At 64.2% G+C, this 18,738-nt stretch carries 15 protein-coding genes and 3 pseudogenes; 7 read left to right on the top strand and 11 right to left on the bottom strand.

Translation table 11 applies throughout. The features are described 5' to 3' along the window. Positions 1-178: 178 nt before the first annotated feature. Together AC2W7L_RS14445 and fabG are read left to right on the top strand one after the other, a co-directional pair. The gene (locus tag AC2W7L_RS14445; protein ID WP_486004984.1) at positions 179-1,342 is read left to right on the top strand and encodes an acyl-CoA dehydrogenase family protein; all 1,164 of its coding nucleotides are present in this window, start codon (positions 179-181) and stop codon (positions 1,340-1,342) included. Between the two features lie 94 nt (positions 1,343-1,436). Continuing rightward, positions 1,437-2,246 carry a 3-oxoacyl-ACP reductase FabG gene (gene fabG / locus AC2W7L_RS14450; protein WP_486004985.1) on the top strand — a complete coding sequence of 270 codons (810 nt, stop codon included), beginning with the start codon at positions 1,437-1,439 and terminating at the stop codon, positions 2,244-2,246. 235 nt (positions 2,247-2,481) lie between these two features. Here the strand turns inward: fabG and AC2W7L_RS14455 are convergent, their stop codons facing one another. Then, positions 2,482-4,368: an amidohydrolase gene (locus AC2W7L_RS14455; RefSeq protein ID WP_486004986.1), complete on the bottom strand. Its 1,887-nt coding sequence runs from the start codon at positions 4,366-4,368 to the stop codon at positions 2,482-2,484. A 136-nt stretch (positions 4,369-4,504) separates the two neighbouring features. On the opposite strand from AC2W7L_RS14455, the gene AC2W7L_RS14460 reads away from it, so the two are divergent. Continuing rightward, complete coding sequence (locus AC2W7L_RS14460) at positions 4,505-4,996, top strand: hypothetical protein (protein WP_486004987.1); 492 nt, start codon at positions 4,505-4,507, stop codon at positions 4,994-4,996. A 344-nt stretch (positions 4,997-5,340) separates the two neighbouring features. Here the strand turns inward: AC2W7L_RS14460 and AC2W7L_RS14465 are convergent, their stop codons facing one another. From AC2W7L_RS14465 to AC2W7L_RS14500, 8 genes and pseudogenes are all read right to left on the bottom strand, one after another. Further along, positions 5,341-6,399 carry an RAP domain-containing protein gene (locus AC2W7L_RS14465; protein ID WP_139470389.1) on the bottom strand — a complete coding sequence of 353 codons (1,059 nt, stop codon included), beginning with the start codon at positions 6,397-6,399 and terminating at the stop codon, positions 5,341-5,343. A gap of 547 nt (positions 6,400-6,946) precedes the next feature. Beyond that, entirely contained in the window at positions 6,947-7,702 is a 756-nt protein-coding gene (locus AC2W7L_RS14470; protein WP_486004988.1) for an iron ABC transporter ATP-binding protein, read from the bottom strand. After that, positions 7,699-8,844 carry an iron chelate uptake ABC transporter family permease subunit gene (locus AC2W7L_RS14475; protein ID WP_486004989.1) on the bottom strand — a complete coding sequence of 382 codons (1,146 nt, stop codon included), beginning with the start codon at positions 8,842-8,844 and terminating at the stop codon, positions 7,699-7,701. The genes AC2W7L_RS14470 and AC2W7L_RS14475 overlap by 4 nt, the downstream gene beginning before the upstream one ends. Positions 8,845-8,850: 6 nt before the next feature. Beyond that, positions 8,851-9,933, bottom strand: a complete 1,083-nt coding sequence (locus AC2W7L_RS14480; protein ID WP_486004994.1) for an ABC transporter permease — start codon at positions 9,931-9,933, stop codon at positions 8,851-8,853. Next, a complete protein-coding gene (locus AC2W7L_RS14485) occupies positions 9,933-10,901 on the bottom strand; it encodes a siderophore ABC transporter substrate-binding protein (protein ID WP_486004995.1) in 969 nt (322 codons plus the stop codon). Before AC2W7L_RS14485 ends, AC2W7L_RS14480 begins: the two co-directional genes overlap by 1 nt. 236 nt (positions 10,902-11,137) lie before the next feature. Further along, complete coding sequence (locus AC2W7L_RS14490) at positions 11,138-11,317, bottom strand: inositol monophosphatase family protein (protein WP_486004996.1); 180 nt, start codon at positions 11,315-11,317, stop codon at positions 11,138-11,140. A gap of 77 nt (positions 11,318-11,394) precedes the next feature. Next, a pseudogene (locus AC2W7L_RS14495) lies at positions 11,395-12,138 on the bottom strand (inositol monophosphatase family protein); the annotation flags it as partial. Between the two features lie 557 nt (positions 12,139-12,695). Next, on the bottom strand, positions 12,696-12,848 hold the full coding sequence (locus AC2W7L_RS14500) for a hypothetical protein (RefSeq protein WP_164742748.1): 153 nt from the start codon (positions 12,846-12,848) through the stop codon (positions 12,696-12,698). Positions 12,849-13,207: 359 nt separating this feature from the next. Here AC2W7L_RS14500 and AC2W7L_RS14505 point away from each other — a divergent pair. The 3 genes and pseudogenes from AC2W7L_RS14505 to AC2W7L_RS14515 form a co-directional block, all read left to right on the top strand. Beyond that, positions 13,208-14,263, top strand: a pseudogene (locus AC2W7L_RS14505) (FAD-binding oxidoreductase); the annotation flags it as partial. A 50-nt stretch (positions 14,264-14,313) separates the two neighbouring features. Beyond that, positions 14,314-15,036: pseudogene (locus AC2W7L_RS14510) on the top strand (FAD-binding oxidoreductase); the annotation flags it as partial. 67 nt (positions 15,037-15,103) lie between these two features. Further along, on the top strand, positions 15,104-16,144 hold the full coding sequence (locus AC2W7L_RS14515; RefSeq protein WP_486004990.1) for a (Fe-S)-binding protein: 1,041 nt from the start codon (positions 15,104-15,106) through the stop codon (positions 16,142-16,144). A 48-nt stretch (positions 16,145-16,192) separates the two neighbouring features. On the opposite strand, the gene AC2W7L_RS14520 is transcribed toward AC2W7L_RS14515, so the two are convergent. Both AC2W7L_RS14520 and AC2W7L_RS14525 read right to left on the bottom strand, forming a co-directional pair. After that, positions 16,193-16,582, bottom strand: a complete 390-nt coding sequence (locus tag AC2W7L_RS14520) for a universal stress protein (protein ID WP_167193618.1) — start codon at positions 16,580-16,582, stop codon at positions 16,193-16,195. 148 nt (positions 16,583-16,730) lie between these two features. Then, on the bottom strand, positions 16,731-17,798 hold the full coding sequence (locus AC2W7L_RS14525; protein ID WP_486004991.1) for a helix-turn-helix transcriptional regulator: 1,068 nt from the start codon (positions 17,796-17,798) through the stop codon (positions 16,731-16,733). 201 nt (positions 17,799-17,999) lie between these two features. Here AC2W7L_RS14525 and AC2W7L_RS14530 point away from each other — a divergent pair, with 201 nt between their 5' ends. Continuing rightward, on the top strand, positions 18,000-18,602 hold the full coding sequence (locus AC2W7L_RS14530; RefSeq protein ID WP_486004992.1) for a mycothiol transferase: 603 nt from the start codon (positions 18,000-18,002) through the stop codon (positions 18,600-18,602). The last annotated feature ends 136 nt before the right edge of the window (positions 18,603-18,738 follow it).

An 18,738-nucleotide genomic window follows, 5' to 3' on the forward strand; every position in this document is an offset into this window, starting at 1 on the left:
CAGCCCCACCGCCACTCACACCGATAATAATTACCTATCACGCATTAATGCCTCTCGTTTATTCTTCAATTCGATATATGATGGCTCCAGTCGCACAATGACACTGCTGCACCTCTGCGCCACTGAACCGCCGTCCGCAGGATGCCACCGTCCGGACACACACAAAGGAGAGTGACCCATGGACAACTCAGAACTCGACGACATCCTCACCGCCGTCCGCGAATTCGTCCGCGAGAAGGTCGTCCCCCTCGAAACCCAGGTCGAGGACGAAGACGCCTTCCCCGAAGCCATCATCAAGGAATCCGCCGAAATGGGACTCTTCGGCTGGGCCCTGCCCGAGCAATACGGCGGCCTCGGCCTCAACGCCGAACAGGACGCACTCCTGGCCATGGAGCTCGGCTACACAACACCGGCGTTCCGGTCGCTGTTCGGCACGAACAACGGCATCGCCGGACAGGTGCTCGTCAACTACGGCACCGACGACCAGAAGTCCGAATGGCTGCCACGTCTGGCAGCCGGCGACGTCGTCGCCTCCTTCGCCCTCACCGAATCCGAGGCCGGATCCGACCCCTCGGGCCTGCGCACGAAGGCCGTGCGCGACGGCGATGACTACGTCATCAACGGCTCCAAGCGGTTCATCACCAACGCCGAGGCCTCCGACGTCCTCATGGTCTTCGCCCGCACCGACCCGAACGCCACGGGCTCAAAGGGCATCTCAGTCCTCCTCGTGCCCACGAAGTCCGAAGGCGTGACCGTCGGACCGCACGACCACAAGATGGGCCAGGCCGGCGCCTGGACCTCGGAGATCTTCTTCGACGACGTCCGCGTGCCCGCCGCCAACCTCATCGGCGGCGAGGAGGAGAAGGGCTTCTACGCGGCCATGGCCTCACTCAACAAGGGACGCCTGCACATCGCGGCGATCTGCGTCGGCCAGTCGATCCGCATCCTCGACGAATCCGTCCGCTTCGCCGCCGATGCGAAACAGGGCGGCGAGCCGATCGCCCGGTTCCAGCTCGTCCAGGCGATGCTCGCCGATATCTACACCGACGTCGCCGCCGCCAAGGCCCTCGTCCTCTCGGCCGCACAGCGCTGGGACGCCGAGACCGATCGCAAGCTCGGCCCCTCCTCGGCGAAGCTCTTCGCCTCCGAAGCACTCGCCCGCATCGCCGACAAGGGCGTGCAGATCCAGGGTGGAATGGGCTACATGCGCGAGTCAGCGGTCGAACGCTTCTACCGTCACGCCCGCCTCTTCCGCATCTACGAAGGCACCTCCGAAGTCCAGCGCGTCGTCGTCGCCAAACAGCTGCTGGGTGGCGCGCACAAGCCCCAGTTCAACCTCTGAGGTCGGCACCAGTATTCTGCACGCATAAGCGCAACGGCGGGCCGCCTCGGCGAGGTCCGGCTCCGCTTGGTCACACCCCAACGAAAGGCATCACATGACTGAATCCACGACCGCGAACACCGGCATCACCGTCACCGAAACCGGCGGAGTCACCGCGATTCCCGGCCTGCTGGCCGGCAAGGTCGCCGTCGTCACCGGCGGCGGGCAGGGACTGGGCCTGGCGATGGCGCGCAGCCTCGTCGACTCCGGAGCCAAGGTCGTCGTCGCCGATATGAACGAGGAGAGCCTGCAGTCGGCCGTGGCCGAGCTCGGCGGCGACGACATCGCAGCCGGTGTCGTGTGCAACGTCTCCGACCTCGCAGCCGTCGAGAAGCTCGCCGAGGAGGCCGCCAAGGCGTTCGGCGGTGTCGACATCTGGGTCAACAACGCCGGCATCACCCGTGATGCGACGATCCGGAAGATGACCGAGCAGCAGTTCGACGATGTCATCTCCGTGCACCTGCGGGGCACGTGGAACGGGCTCAAGGTCGCCACCGCACTCATGCGCGAACAGGACCGCGGCGGCTCGATCATCAACGTGTCCTCGATCAGCGGCAAGGTCGGCAATCCCGGACAGTCGAACTACTCCGCGGCGAAGGCGGGCATCGTCGGCATGACGAAGGCCGTGGCGAAGGAGGTCGCGTTCAAGAACATCCGCATCAACGCGATCCAGCCCGGCTTCATCAACACGGCGATGACCGCAGCCATGCCGCAGCACGCGATCGATTCGAAGCTCACCGACATCCCGCTCGGCCGGGCAGGCGAACCCCAAGAAGTCGCCTCGGTTGTGCTCTTCCTCGCCTCGGGGCTCTCGAGCTACCTCACCGGCACCGTCACCGAGATCTCCGGCGGCCGCCACATCTGAGTCGGCTGCTCGCCTCGCCGAGGCGGCCCGACGTCTGCGGCCAACCTCGCCAAGGCGAAAGGACATCCGTTCCGGTGCCTCGCCGAGGATGAGCAGCGTTCACAACGGCCCGACATCCCTGCGGGGACGTCGGGTCGTCGTCGTTCGGTGGGTTCGCGTCCCGCGGGACATCTCACAGGATTTCCGCGTCCCTGCGGGGACGTTTCAGCGGGACGGTCGCGCCGCCTCGGCGAGGTCAGGCCCGGTATTTGATTTCGCCGCCGACGACGGTGAGCGCGACTCGGGTGTCGCGGATCGCCTCGGCGTGGGCGAAGAGGGCTTCTTCGGAATCGTAGCCGAGGAGGCCGTCGGTCGGCGTGCGCGAGCCGTTCAGGTCGCTCGACTGTGCGGTCACCTCGGTGTTGAGGGCGTCGCTGCTCAGCCCTTCAGCGGCGCACGGATCGGTGTCGACGAGGATGAAATCGGCGTCCATTCCCGGGGCCAGATACCCGCGTCGGTCCTCGAGACCGGCGGCGAACGCGGGACCCTGAGTGTGCAGGCGGATGGCCTCGACTGCGCTCAGACGACGGTGCGGCTGGAACGTCGTGGACGCCTCGCCGGAGATGTTCGCCCTGGTCATCGCCGCATAGATCGCGGCGAAGGGGTTCGCCGGTTCGACGGGGCCGTCGGAGCCGAATACGACGTGTACGCCCGCCTCGAGCAGGTCCGGCCACGCGTAAGCCGCCAACTGCGCGGACTCGTCGATGAGGTGGAGCAGGTGCAGGTCGGAGATGCAGTGGCGTGGCTGCATGGATGCGAGCACCCCGAGCTCGGCGAACCGGGCGACGTCGGTCGGCTGGATGAACTGGGCGTGCTCGACGCGGTGGCGCATCGGCCGGTCGTACTTCTCCTCTGCAGCCCGCGTGATGTCGCGCAGGCGGTCGAAGACTTCGAGCACATGGTGGTTCGCTTGGTCGCCGATGGCGTGGATGGCCACGGAGATGCCCGCCTCGGTGGCGATGTGCGCCTGCTCGAAGAGTTCGTCCTCGGTCATCTGCGCGATGCCGAAGTTCTCGGTCTCGCCGTCGGTTTCGGGGAACGGTGAGGACATGTGCGAGGTGTGCGAGCCGAGTGCCCCATCGGAGAACAGCTTCAACCCACCACACTGCAGCCAGTCGTCGCCGTCGCCGGTGTGCCACCCGGTTTCGATCGCCCACGGCACCTCGAGTGAGCGCAGGAACAGCGTCACGCGCATGTCCTGGCGACCGGCTTCGTGCAGGTCGTTCCACCCCAGAGTCGCGGCGATGCCGTCGAAGTCGTGGATCCCGGTCAGGCCTTGGGAGAGGAAGAGCTCCTGAGTGGTGGCGAGGCGTTCGACCTGCTCCTCGCGGCTGGGTTCGGGTATGAAGCGGGCGACGAGGTCGGTGGCGTCCTCGCGCACCAGACCGGTGAGCTGCCCGTCGTCGCGGACGAAGCTGCCGCCCGACGGGTCGGGGGTCGCTTCGTCGATTCCGGCGATCTCGAGGGCGTGGGCGTTGGCCCACAGGGTGTGCAGGTCGAGTGACCACATCGCCACGGGGTGGTCGGGAACCTCGGCGTCGAGCAGCGTCCGGTCCGGGTAGCTCGGGTCCTCCCATTTGTTGAGGTCCCACCCGGAGCCGACCACCCACGTGCCCACCGGGAGGGAATCGGCACGTTCGCGTATGGCGGCGACCGCCTCGGTCAGGGATTTCGTCTGGGACAGATCGAGGTCGGTCAGGGAGTCGGCGTACATGATCGAATGGATGTGGCCGTCGACGAAACCGGGCAGGATGACCTGTCCGCCGCAGTCGATTTCGTCGAGCTCGAGTCCGGGGATGACCGTGGTCGCACCGACCCCACCCGCCGAGGCGAGCGCCGCCGTCGTCGACGACTGCGCGGCCGCGATGTCGAGCAGTTCGGCCCGGGTGCCGACGGCCACGATGGTCTCCCCGTCGACGAGGATCGCGTCGGGGGCCGGCTGAGTGAGGTCGACGGTTGAGGTTGGGGCCGCGGCGGGAGTGTCCGCGTTCGATGCGCTCGGGTCGGAGGCGGTCGAGTCAGGGGTGTTCGAGGCGGCCTGGGGTGCGAACGTGCGCACGACGGCGTTGGAGAACAGACGCATGGGCACCAGTCTAGAGCGGGTGCGGTGGTAAGGATGGGCGGACGCTGCGGTGCGGCCGAATGGATGCGGATCGGATGCGGATCGGATGCGGATCGGGCACGGCAGACGATTTTCTACGAGGAGTAGAATCGGGATCATGACTCACTTCTTCAGCACCGATGACTCGCGATTGGCGGCGAGCGCTCGGATCATCCTGCCCGCCGTCTGGCTCGGGCTCATCATCGGCATCTCCCTCATCGAGGCGCCGCTGAAGTTCACGGCCCCGGGCATCACGATCCCGTTGGGATTGGGCATTGGGCGACTGGTGTTCGGCGTGATGAACTGGGTCGAACTGGTCATCGCCGTGATCCTGCTGTGGGCCCTGCTCAAGTCGGGAGTCGACCGCGCCTACCGCAGTGTGGCCTGCGGGCTCATCGCAGTGCTCATCATCAAGGTCGTCGTCATTCGGCCGCTGCTCAATCAGCGCACGGATGCCGTGCTCGCAGGTGTCGACGAGGGTGGGTCGTCCCTGCATCTGCTCTATATTGCCGCCGACGGACTGCTCATCGTGGGGCTGGTTGCCGCACTCGTGATGGCAGTGCGCCGTTGGGTATTGATCCGCCCGGCCGTCGCGGCAGACGACAGATAGAGGAGGCCGCTGGGTCGGCTCAGACCGAAACCGCAGCCGCCTTCCGCGCCCTCACCTGATCGAGGAAAGCTGAGAAGAGGATCCGACGGTCACGGACATCGGCGCCGTTCTCCTCCAGGTGCCACTCGAGGCCGCCGCAGCGATTGGTGCTGGGCCGCGCCTTCACCGAGCACCGAGCACCGAGCACCGAGCACCGAGCCATGGCAACTCAGCGGCCTCTTCGGCGAACAATCGCCTTCTGATCAGGTCATCGGGATAAAACTCGATGCGCCACACAAAACTCGATACCCGACTGTACAAAACCCGATGGTTACCGGCACAAAAGTCGATGCGCGAACTCTACATCATTCGTCCGGGCTCCCGACCATCTGCTTCAGCTCCGGCACCTGTGTGAAGATCTTGTCCCGAAAGTCGTTGAGTCTGAGCACGTCGTCGAAACTCAGATGGATGACCTTATAGCCCAAGCTGAGAAGCCGATTGTGCTGTTCGCCTTCCCTCCGGATCAGCGAGGGACCCACCAGAGCGTATTTCTCACTTCCGTCGACCGCGAGGATCGTTCGTGCCTGTTCATTGAGAAAATCGACTCGAGCAATGAAGCCTCGGCTGTCTCGGACTTCGATCTGCTGTTCGAACCCCGTCAGGTTCAAAGCGATGAGGTTGAGTCGGCATTTGCTCTCGGCGGGGCTCTCAGAGAACGGCCCGATCGCATCAACCATCCGCTGCGCGGTGACCTGGCCCGATCGCATGCGAGCAACCGCAGGATAGAACGCCGTCTTGATGATCCGACGTGCCTCGGACTGAAACTTTTCTGTATACCCGGACCTCGGATTGAAGCCAGGGAAATGATCGGCCGTCGCCTGACGCAGTACCCATTCCAGTGCTGCAAAAGCTTCGTGTTGACCCGAAATCCGAATGAGGTCCAAGGCCGTCCTGATCGCCGAGGTGGCCGCAAGGTGACCGAATCGGACCTGATCCTCTGCGGGTACCTCATCCCGCACACGGATAATCTCCTTAGTGTGCGAATTGCTCCTTGGGTGTCTGACCGTGATCGCTTGCGATGCGTCCTTGTACAAAGGTATTCCGTGGAGGACAGCCGCCGATTTGCCAACGATCACGTCCTCCGGCCGGTACCAGCGGTAACTCTGAATGCGCAGCGCTCGGAGCTGGGTCTGATACCTGAAATCGCGCTTCAGGTCGGCTGGAGTTTTGCCGACGTGGAAACTGATCCAGTCGACGTCTCTGATAAATGCCGCAATCCGACTGTGGTCTTTCACTCCGCACTCACGGATCACCGAGTACACCCCGCGGCAGAGACGAATCAGACAACAATCCAGCGCGCTCTTGATCGTTTTGGAAGAGATGCCGGCGGCGGAGAACTCTTCACGATAGATCGTATTCTTCATCTGGCGAGTATCGGCATCAGCGAACTGCCGTTAGTACCCCTTGCGCTGAGGTTGTGGACAACGTTTCGTCGTCCACAAGTCAACGACGGTCGAGTCGAGATATTCTCCACAGGCCACTGATGAACGTCTCTGCACACGAATCCCTGAGAACTCGCAGATGCTGGGCACCGCTGAGACGGTTTAGCCCATTTGAACCTATGAACGCGCCGACTGTCTGGATTCTCTAAAGGTGCCGAATGAGAAGGTACTCCACAGTGTCTGGTGCGCAAGTGAGCGCTCAGTCCACTGGAGCCCAAGTCTGGTGATCGGCTTTTGCACCATCCGTCATCGACTTACGGGGCATCTGTCATCGCCTTCTGATCGATGCATCTGGTTCGAACTCGATGGTTCGGTCAAAAGGCGATGAGTGCCCGAGAGTCGCCTCAAGTGGCTCCTCACCATCCCCATGCTTCCCGGAACGTACCCTCCGCCGGCCCCGCCGGCGGCATGAAATCAGCGCAAAGGCAAAACTCACGCGCAGACTGAGGCCAGGTGGCCGCAACCGGACTCAGAAGTACACCGCCAAGGGGCCGCGAGGACCGTCGATGACGTCGACCGGGGTGTCGAACACCCTGGACAGCACCTCTCCGGTCATGATCTCGTCGGGAGTGCCGAATTCGGTGACGGCGCCGTCCTTGACCGCACAGATGTGGTCGGCGTAGTGACCGGCGAAGTTGATGTCATGGAGGACGATGACGATGGTCCTCCCCATCTCGGCGGCGGCCCGACGCAGATGCTGCATCATCTGCACCGACCTCTTCATGTCGAGGTTGTTGAGCGGCTCGTCGAGCAGAACGTAGTCGGTGTCCTGCGCCAACACCATCGCCACATAGGCGCGCTGCCGCTGGCCGCCGGAGAGCTCGTCGATGAACCGATTCTCCAGCTCACCGAGTTCGAGGAAGTCGATCGCCTGTGAGATGACCTCCTCATCCGCGGTCGTCAGTCGCCCCTTCGAATGCGGGAACCGCCCGAAGCCGACGAGTTGCCTGATCGTCAGCCGAGTGATGAAGTGATTCTCCTGTCGCAGGATGGACACGATCTTCGCGAGATCCTTCGACTTCGTCGAGCTGACGTCATAACCGGCCACCGAGATCGCGCCGGAATCCATCCCGAGCAGCCGCCCGATCATCGTCAGCAGAGTCGACTTTCCGGCGCCGTTCGGCCCGACCAGAGCGGTGACTCCCCCGGCAGGGATCTGCAGATCGACGGGCCCGATCGAGACTTCGTCGGCGTAGGATTTGCGGGCCGATTCGAGCGTGATCACAGGCGCCCCTTTCTCAGGATGACGAGCAGGAAGGCGCCGCCGCCGACGATCTCGATGATGATCGACACGACCCCCTCGGCGTAGAAGATGTTCTTCATGACGAAGTACGCCCCGCCGAGAACGACGAATCCAATGAGCGCGGCCATCGGGAAGAGGCGTTTGTGGTCGAAGGTGTCAGCGAACTGGTAGGCGAGCATTGCGACGAGGAAGCCGAGGAAGACCATCGGTCCGATCATCGAGACGGACACTGCCATGAGGATGGAGACGAAGAAGAGGACCTTGAGCAGTTCGCCCTTGTAGTTGAGTCCCAGGTTGCTCGTCATGTCCCGTCCCAGGGCCACCACATTCAGGCGTGAGGAGCAGAGGTAGAGCCCGAGGCAGGCGAGCAGGCACAGCGGGATCGACACCGGCAGGTAGCTCGAATCCGAATTCGAGATCGACCCGAACAGTCGGGCGGAGAGGACGTCGAATTCGCTCGGGGTCAGCGTCCGCTGCATGAATGTCGCGACCGAGCCGAGTCCGCCGCCGATGACGACGCCGATGAGCAGCATGAGCGCCACCGAGGAATGCCGTCCCGACAGCAGCCACCCGTAGAGCGCCAGCGACAGCCCGACCATGAGCACGAGCTGGACGATGAAGGGCACTAGCCCCTTGAGTTCGACGACCGCGGTGACTCCGAAGAAGTACATCGCCGAGGTCTGGATCGCCACGTAGAGGGACTCGAATCCCATGATCGATGGGGTGATGATCCGGTTGTTCGTCACCGTTTGGAAGGCGACCGTGCCGAACGACTGACACAGTGCCACCAGGGCGATGACGACGAGGTTCGTCAGCCGCAGCTCGGCGATCAGCCAGAACCCCGGGTCGGTGATCGGCATCGGATTGTCCCAGGCCAGGATGCCCAGAGCGATCCCCGCCGAGGCGACCGCCAGCACGATGATCATCGTCCAGTAGCGACGCTGCGACCGTTTCGTCGGAAGCGGTCCCGACGACCGCTGAGCAGTCGCAGACCCTCGCCGAGGCGGCCGACCGTACCGTGCGCCCGCACCGGACCGATCCCCGCCGTTCACGACGGTGGCCGCGGTCGGGTGGGCCGCCTCGGTGCCGGTCCCGGTCGATTCGGTTTCATCGTTTGCGCGCATCCGAGCTCACCCGACCTTTCGCTGACGCAGCAGCAGGGCGACGAACACGGCCGCGCCGACGACGCCGAGGATGAGGGAGACGGGCAGTTCGAAGGGCATGACGATGATCCTGCCGATGAGGTCGCAGATGGTGACGATCGCGATGCCGAGCAGACACACCCAGGGCAGGTTCGAGCGCAGGTCGTCGCCGCGGATGAGCGAGACGATGTTCGGCACGATGAGGCCGAGGAACGGCAGGTTGCCGACGACGACGGTGACCACTCCGGTCGCAATCGCCACGAACACGGTGCCCAGCAGCAGGATCTGGTTATAGTTGAGACCGACGTTGGTGGCGATCTCCTTGCCGAGCCCTGCCACGGTGAAGCGGTCGGCGAGAATGAAGATGGCGACGACGACGGCCGCGACGATCCACAGAGTCTCGTACTGGCCGCGCAGGATCGACGTGAAGCTGCCGGCGAACCAGATGCCCAGCGACTGCAGCATATCCGTCTGCACCGCGATGAAGGTCGAGACGGCGCCGACGACAGCGCCGAGCATGATGCCGACGATCGGCACGATGAGCGAGGATTTCAGAGAGACGCGGCGCAGGAAGACGAAGAAGACGAGGGTGCCGACGAACGCGGCGATGATCGCGCCAACCATACGCGCGACGATCGAGGCATCGGGATAGACGATGACGGTGAGCATGAGGCCGAGCCCCGCCCATTCGGTGGTGCCGGTCGTCGTCGGCTCGACGAAGCGGTTCTGGGTCAGCAGCTGCATGACCAATCCGCACATCGCCATGGCGGCGCCGGCCAGGACGAGGGCGATCGTGCGCGGGATCCGCGTGATCTGGAACATCTCGGCCCCGCCGTCACCGCCGAAGACGTCGTAGACGCCGGTGAGCAGCGAGAGCGCGAGGAGGATGGCGACCCCGACGATGCCCAACAGCAGGGGCCATCCGAACAGGGGCGCCTTCGCCGAGGCGGCCCCACGTGGGGACGGTTCCGACGTCCCGTTGAGGGACGGATCGACCGTTCCCTGTGGGGACTCAGCCGTCCGGTTGCGTCGGGCTTCGTTCCGACGTCGGGCCGCCTCGGCGAGGGTCATCACTTCTGAGCTTCGAGCGTGTCTGCGAAGTCGTTGAAGAACTCGGTGTACGTCTGGATGCCTTCGTTGAGGTAGGTGTCCTCGGGGAAGTAGACGATCTTGTCGTCCTTGATCGCAGGAACGTCCTTGAGCGCTTCGGAGTCTTCGAGGACCTCGGCGGCAGGGGCCGAGCCCTCGTCGCGTTCTTCGGGGGCGAACGAGGCGTCGCGGTCGAGGACGATCATGAGGTCGGGGTTCGACTTCGCGATGGCCTCGACGGAGACGTCGTCGCCCTGGTGGTCCTCGCTGCCCTCTTCGACTTCGAGGGCCGGGTCGAGGTCGAGGATATCGAAGACCGGGCCGACGGTGCGGCCGACCGATGGTGCGGCATAGCCGATGTCGCCGGCCGAGGTGATCAGGCCCATGGCCTTGTCGCTGTCGTCGTAGGCGGCCTGGGCGCGTTCGATGGAGGCATCGAAGTCGTCGACGAGCTTCTTCGCCTCATCCTGCTTGCCGAAGACCTCGCCGAGAGTGGTCGTCTGTCGGCGCAGCTCCGCGTCGAAGTCCTCGCCGTCGCGGGGATCGAGTTCGAGCACCGTTGCCTCGGGAGCGAGCTTGGCCAGATCGTCATGGAACTGGGCGAAGCGCTGACCGTTGACGATGAGGTCGGGCTTCGCTTCGACGACCTTCTCGAGGTCGGGTTCGCGGTGGCTGCCGAGGTCGAGGATCGAATCATCCTGCGTGTACTCGAGGTCTTCACTCATCAGGGAGACGGCGCCGCCCTTGAGTTCGATGCCCCAGTCGCTGAGTGTCTGGAACGTGCGGTTGTCAGTGGCGACGACGGACTTCGGCGGGGAGCCGACGGTCTGCTTGCCGTTGTTGTCCTCGACCTCGACCGTGGAGCCGGAGTCATCGGCCTTCGCCGAGTCGGATTCTGCCGAGCCGCAGCCGGCCAGCGTGAGAGCGACAACGCCTGCCAGGGCGCTCAGTTGAAGGCGAGTCGAACCATGAGGGTCCCACTTTCAGGAATGAACGTATAAGAAGAGCGCGTGCACACACTGAAAGTAAGCTTAGCCTATGCTTTGTAAATTAAGTCAAATAAGTATGACGTTATCTGCATCACATTTGGAGTGGGCCTGAGCTCAGGTGATGGGGGTTGGGTTCAGATGGTGTGGACCAGGGGTCAGACGGCGGCGATCCCGGGTTCAGGCGGTGTCGGCCTGAGTCAGATAGCGGCAATGAGGCGGTCGACCTCTTCCTGGGTATCGGCCGCGGCGGTCGGTCCGCCGGAGCCTCCGCGACTGACCTTGAGTCCGGCCTCTTCGACGATGACGGCTCCGCCGGCGTAGTCGTAGATGCCCAGGCCGCGTTCGGCGTAGCCGTTGACCCGACCTTCGGCGACCATACACAGGTCGAGCGCGGCGACCCGCAGCGGCGAATGTCGTCGTAGCCGGTCATGAGGTCTTCGAGTTTGGCCAGCTGGACGCCGCGATTGCTCAGGGCGTAGGCGAAGCCCGTGGCCAGTAGCCTGCCCGACAGTCCGGGCGGAGTGCCGCGCAGTCGTCGCGCCGGAATGGCCGAACCGGCCTCGCGGTAGTCGGCCAAGCGCCCGTCGATACGGAAGGCTCCGCTTCCCGCGGCCGCCAACCAGGTGGCGTCCAGCCCCGGTGAGGCGACGAGCCCGATCTGCCAGTCGCCGAGTCCCAAGCCGGCATCCTTCTCATCTGCAGCTTCGCAGACGCCGACGGAGAACGCATGGTGTTCGATGTTGCGGACATAGTTGACGGTGCCGTCGATCGGGTCGATGTGCCATTCCAGGCGGGGACCACCGCCCTCCGCTCCGGCTGCTCCATTACTCTGCCGTTCATCGCCGAGCTCGAGGAGTCGGCCCGACTCCGAGTCGAAAGCGTGGAGTTTGAGTAGGAAATCCGTTGGGAAGACTTCGACAGGATCCAGGGCCTCGGATCCCTCTTCGCCGACCATGAGGTCATGGGGTCGGACTCGATTGAGGTACCCGCGCACAAGCGCTTCGATCTGCGCGTCTGCGCGAGTGACGAGGTCATTCGGTGAGGTCTTCGTATCGACGACGCTGGCATCGAGGCTCGCGCCGAGCAGCGGCCTCCAGGCGAGCATCTGCTCCCAAGCCATGAGCGAGAGGTCTGAGGCGATGCGGATGAGCGGAAGGTCGACGATCTCAGCGGGCAGCGATTCGAGCTCGGAGTTCATACGGCCACTCTAGACAAGGCGTTGCGGCTCTCGCCCAAGTGTCCGCAGGCAGAAACCTGCCTGAAATTGCACGCCGGCATAGGGCCGCAGGGCCCAGGTCCACACAGAGCCATTCACTCTGGTTCACACCCTGTGTAACAAGACTGCAATACACCGGCGAACATGTACTTCTTGTATCTAATCCGCCCACTGTGGCCGGGAACTCCGATCAATCGGCTATTCCGACCCTTCGGAAACGCACCTGCGGTTGCCGTCACAGCATCCAGGTCCGAATGATTTCTCAAACCGATGAAGAGGCGATTCCTGAAGCGATTTTCGAACTCCGAGCAGTATTCTCTTCGGTGATTTGTTCGCTCACCAGCCTCATTGTCGCCAGTTCGGAAATTCCCGCTTCCGGTGTCTCGACGATTCGGTCACGGAACCGTCAGAAAACGTGCATGAATCGCACAAGGGCGGTGATCCATATCATCTATGGATCACCGCCCTGGTTTCTGCGCGGGAAGAGCGGGCACAGAGGGGACCCGTAGAATGCCATCCTGCCCCCGTGCTTCCTGGGATCAGGCGGGGTCGGCGACTCCGGCCTTCGGCTCACTGCGCTTGACAGGCCCGTGCCTGCGCACGATCTCCTGAACGGCCTGCGAGGAGGTGCCGGCCGCCTCGGCGATCGCACCAAAGGTCGCGCCTTCTTCACGGGCGCGCAGAATCGCCATCACATAGTCGGTGTTGATTTTCGAACGCTGCCGTGCGACCTTTCGGACGACGCCGACTAATGCAGTCTGATCAACTGTCAATTCACGAGCTCGACGAGACATGGTTTCTTCCCTTGCATTCAAGTAGTGGCACGTTGCCACGAATTGGTGTAGTCCCATTAGATACCACGAATATGTCAAGACGCCAAGAATTCCCGGATATAGGAACTCAGGCTACTGTGTAGCACCGTTCTGAGCACGTGTAATAACGAACGTATAACGTTTCTGAGGTCCCGAGGATGACTCTCACTCGCAACTCCGCGAGGTGGAAGGTATCGATGTTCCGGCAACCCAGGTGGCACAATGCGGACATGACGACTATGGCCCATCCCCCTGGAGCGAACCGGGCGACCGTCGACGGAGACGAGTCCCAGACAGCGCTTCCCACTGCACTCGCCGAAGAGTTCCGCACCGCGGGCATCCGTGATTTCAGCATCGACGACACCGATCGCGCCGCGTACTCCTCCGATGCCTCGCTCTTCCGGCTCGTCCCTGCCGCCGTCGTCTTCCCCCACGACGAAGAGGAAGTGGCGCGAGTACTGTCCGTTGCGCGCCGCCTCGGTGTGCCCATCACCAGCCGCGGCGCCGGCACATCGATCGCCGGCAACGCCATCGGCCGCGGCATCGTCCTCGATTTCTCTCTCCATATGAATGCGGTCCTCGACCTCGACCGGGACGAGCAGTCAGCCTGGGTGCAGTCCGGCTGCGTCCACGCCCACCTGCAGAAACAGGCCAAACCGCACGGTCTGCGCTTCGGCCCGGACCCGTCCACCCACACCCGCTGCACGATCGGCGGGATGATCGGCAACAATGCCTGCGGCCCACGGGCACTGGGCTACGGACGCACGGGTGACAACATCCTGGCATTGAAGATCATGCTCATCGACGGCACAGTCGTCACCCTCGATGGCTCGGACGCGGCGGCGACGTTTCCGCGGCTGCACGAACTCGTTGCGCAGAACCTCGGCACCATCCGCACGAACTTCGGCACGTTCTCCCGCCAGGTCTCCGGGTACGGACTCGAGTCCCTCCTACCGGAGAACGGCTTCGACGTCCGCCGGGCCTTCGCCGGCACCGAGGGCACCTGGGGCGTCGTCCTCGCGGCGAAGATGCGTCTGGTCAAGGACCCGAGCTTCACCTCGGCGGTCGTGCTCGGCTATGCGGACATGGTCGCCGCCGCCCACGACGCACCGCTGCTGAAGGACTTCCCCGTCGCCGCCTGTGAGGGCCTCGATTCGCGCATGCTCGACCGGGTCATCGACACCAAGGGCGCCGAGGCGGTCCCTCCGCTGCCCGAGGGCGCGGGCTGGCTCGTCGTCGAACTCATCGGTGAGGACGAGTCCGCGCTCGAGTCGGAGACTCAGCGCCTCATCTCCGAATCGAAGTCGCTCGATACCGCGGTCCTCGATGCCAAGGCGGCCGCGAGGTGTGGGCGATCCGCGCCGATGGCGCGGGCCTCGTCTCACGCACCCCCGATGGACGGGACGCCCACGCAGGATGGGAGGATTCGGCGGTTCCGGTGGACCACCTCGGCGATTATCTTCATGACCTCATGGAGCTGCTCGAGGAGCACGGGCTGTGGGGCATTCCCTATGGGCACTTCGGTGACGGCTGCCTGCACATGCGCGTGGACTTCCCACTCGAGGACCCGAACGGCGGTCAGGTGATGCGCGATTTCATGGTCGCGGCCACGAAGCTCGTCGCCCGCTACGGCGGGTCGGTCTCCGGGGAGCATGGGGACGGTCGGGCCCGGTCCGAACTGCTCCGCCTCATGTACACCCCGGCGGCGCTCGATCTGTTTGCCCAGGTCAAACGTCTCTTCGATCCTCAGCATCTGCTCAATCCCGGTGTCATCGTCGACCCGGATGCCCTCGACGAGTCGATCCGTCTGACTCAGCTGCCGCTGCGTGAGGAACTGCCCGGCACTCTGGCGATGGCATACGAGGGCGAGTCCGCCGGTTTCGCTTCGGCGGTGCACCGGTGCACCGGAGTCGGCAAGTGCCGTGCGGATTCGGCGGCCGGCGGCGGCATCATGTGCCCGTCGTATCAGGCCACCCGGGACGAACGGCATTCGACGCGGGGTCGCGCACGAGTGTTGCAGGAGATGGTGTCCGGAGATCTGCTCGAGCCTCGCTGGGACTCCCCCGAAGTGCACGAAGCCCTCGACCTGTGCCTGTCGTGCAAGGCCTGCGGGACCGAGTGCGACCGGCACGGACATGTCCACGTACAAGGCCGAGGTCCTGCACCAGTCCTATCAGGGCAGGCTGCGGCCGATGAAGCACTATTCGCTCGGGTTCCTTCCCCAGCTCGCTCGCCTGGTCACCCCGCTCGCGCCGGTCGTCAACCGGGTGTCGGGGCTGCCGGGGCTGACGACCCTGGCGAAGAAGATGGCCGGCATCGACGTCCGCCGCTCGATCCCGCAGTTCTCGTCCACGACGTTCAGGAAGTGGTGGACCACCACCGCCGAGGCGGCACCGAAGTCGCGTGCCAATGCCGAAGTCGTGCTGTTCGCCGATTCCTGGTCGAACCATTTCGCTCCGCGTATCCTCGCCGCGGCCGTCGCCGTGCTCGAGCAAGCCGGTGTGCATGTGCGAGTGGTCGATCAGACCGTGTGCTGCGGGCTGCCGCTCATCTCCACCGGTCAGCTGGATGCGGCGAAGGCGAATCTGTCGGAGACCATCACCGCTCTCGATGCCACGGGAGACTTGCCGATCATCGGCGTCGAACCCTCGTGCCTGGCCACGCTCAAGGACGATTCGCTCAAGCTCGTCGCCGATGAGGCCTCGCACCGAGTGGCCGACCGCGTGCAGACTCTTGCCCAATACCTGCTGAGCATCGGTGCCGAACTGCCGGACCTGTCAGGAGTCGAGGCGCTCGTGCAGCCGCACTGCCACCAGTCCGCGATCTTCGGCAATGCGGCCGACAGAGAGCTGCTGGCCAGGGCCGGAGCGAGCACTGAGTTCCTCGGCGGCTGCTGCGGTCTGGCCGGGAACTTCGGCGTCGAGGACGGCCATTTCGAGACCTCGGTCGCCGTCGCCGAAGTGGCTCTGCTGCCGGCTCTGCGCAAACGGGGACGGGCCACCGGTGTGGAGCCCCGGACCGGATCCGGCACGCATTCCGACAACGGCGAGCGTCTGCAGATCGTTCTCGCCGACGGGTATTCGTGCCGTACGCAGATCACGGATCTCAGCGATGCCGAGGGCGTGTCGCTGGCCGAACTCCTCGCGTGGGGATGGGGGCTGGAACCTCGGCGGTGATGCCGAGGTCAGGGCCGCCTCGGCGAGGTTTCAGGTCTTACCGTCGATTCAGGCTTTGGCCGTGAGGACCGGAACCTCGGCTTCGAGGAGGATCCGCTGTGCCTGCGAGCCGAGGATGAACTTCCCGATCGCCGAGCGTTTGCGCAGGCCGATGACGATGAGCTGGGCTTTGTACTCCTCGGCGAGGTCGTTGAGCGTGCCGGGCAGATCGTCTTCATGGTCGGGCTGGAGCACCTCGACGTCGACGTCCGATTCCTTGCCGAGGTCGACGATCCGCTTGATCTCGTCCTCACCGATCTCGGTCGGAGTTCCACTGGCACCTCGTCGCTGTGAGTTGATCACGACGGCAGCGCTCGACCGCAGTTTGGCCTCTGCGAAACCGGCACGCAGAGCAGCCTCACCCTCGGGAGCGGGTAGGTAGCCAATGAGAATCGTCATGGCCCCCAGTATATGGACTCATCCGTGGTTCATTCACGTCGGGATCACTCAACGGTCAGGTAGAAACAACCCCCATTGCCCTCCAATTACTACCTGACGGCGGCCCAGCAACCTCGCGCGAGGTATCTGGGCCGCCGTCGGGTGGCAATTAGGAAAGTGAGGCTTCGACGACTGCCTGGGCTCTCGCTGCGTGTTCTCGCAGGGAGTCGATGAGCTCCGGCGGGTAAAGCACTTCGATCTCGGCGGGGATCGCTGCCAGGGTGGCCGTGACCCATCTGAGGTCCCAGAATCCGCAGGTGATGCGCACCCCGTCGGCCGCCTCGGTGATGGTGGCGCTCCGGGTGGAAAACCATTCCTTCGCCTCCTGCACCGAGGCAGCGGTGCGCAGAACGACGGTGTGCGGATACGCGGTGGTGGTGACGGCGGCGGAGACAGCCGCCTCGGCGTCGGGGTGGTCACGCGGCGTAAAGCTCAGCGTCGTCGCGTGGACATCGCTCATCCGGTCGAGGCGGAAGACCCGATGATCATCGCGGTCGAGGTCGAAGGCGAAGACGTACCAGTGAGCGCCGAAAACGACGAGGCGGATCGGTTCCACGCGACGCGGCGTCGAGGGTTCGGCAGTCGAGGAGTTGGCGTCGGTGGCGCCGCTATCGGGGGCTGCCCATCGAACCGCGATCGGATCGGCAGTCGGAGAACCGGGCGCGCTCGTAACGGAGGGGATCTCGGCCTCAGTTCGTTGCATCTTCCGGTAGCCGAAGGTCGCGATCGTCGACGCATTGATCGCCGAGGCGAGCGTGATGACCGCTTCGATGTCGACTCCGGGAACGTTTCCTTCGGACACGGACACGGCCGCCGCGATATCAGCGACGGTCGCGCGCATCGCCGTCGGAAGCATCTCCCGCAGCTTCGTCGTCGCCGAATCCGCATGCTCGGTGTCCAGGCCGGCCCCGCGCAGGAGCGCGAGACCAACCGCGGTGGCCAGCGCCTCCCCCGCCTCGAGCTGCAGAGGCGGCAGCACCGTCCGCGATTCGGCGCGGTAGCCTCCAGCGAGACCAGGGATCGAGGAGATGATGTAGCCGAGATCGCGCAGCTCGGCGATATCGCGGCGGATTGTCCGCGGGGTGACGTCGAAGCGGGCGGCGAGTTCGGCGGCAGTGTACCCACGCCCGGAGGCGAACAGGCTCAGCAGAGTCAGGAGCCGCGTCTCCGATCGCATGTCACTCTCCTCTTTCGTGTGAATTGGAATGAGGTGCTGGCACGGATCCGAAGCGAATCTCCGATCCCACCTTCAGAAGAACTTCAGCCACTTCCACAGATGCGGACAGTATATGTCCGCATAGGAGTTGACGATAGGTTTACCGCTTCAGCCGATCGGCTGCGGCGGACCTGCCGAACGAAGACCCCACGAGGAGAGACCATGCCGTTCTTCACCCCTTCCGTCACGACCGAAGCCGACGCTGCCTTCACGTTCCTCACGCAGCAGTGCAACCAGCTCAAGCTCACGGCGCTCGGCCTGACCGATGAACAGGCTCGCAGCACACCGACGGCCAGCGGATTGAGCATCACAGGACTCGTCGTCCACGCGGCGCAGGTCGTCAACAACTGGCTCATCCAAGTCAAGGAACCGACTCGAGAGATCGCCGAGGACGACTACCGACCGGTCAACGAAAAGATGGGACTCACGGCGATGTTCGACGGGTCAGCCCTGCCCGACCTCGACATCGACGAGGCGGTTGCGATCTTCGACAAGGTCATCGACGGGATCGAGGAGGCTCGGGCCGCAGTCGCAGAGGCGGGGACCGACCTCGGCACCGAAGTACCGATGCCGTACAACCCGTGGATGCCCGACGACTTCACCATGACCGTCCGCTGGATCCTCATGCATCTCAATACCGAGATCGCCCGGCATGCCGGACATGCAGACATCATCCGCGAGTCGATCGACGGGGCGATCGCCTACCAGCTCAATGCTCAGGCGGACGGCGAACCGTGGCCGCCCGAGGGTATGGACTGGAGCTGAGTCGCCACGAATTACCCCCAGAACTACTGTGAGTATTGATGGTGGCTGGTCTGGGACTGGCTGGCAGAGTAGGAACTGACCGTCCCATTGATCATCATGACCCTCAGAACTACTGACTCGAACGATGTCCTCGTCG

This window comes from Brevibacterium sp. LAARM3_SD1 (assembly GCF_057364765.1).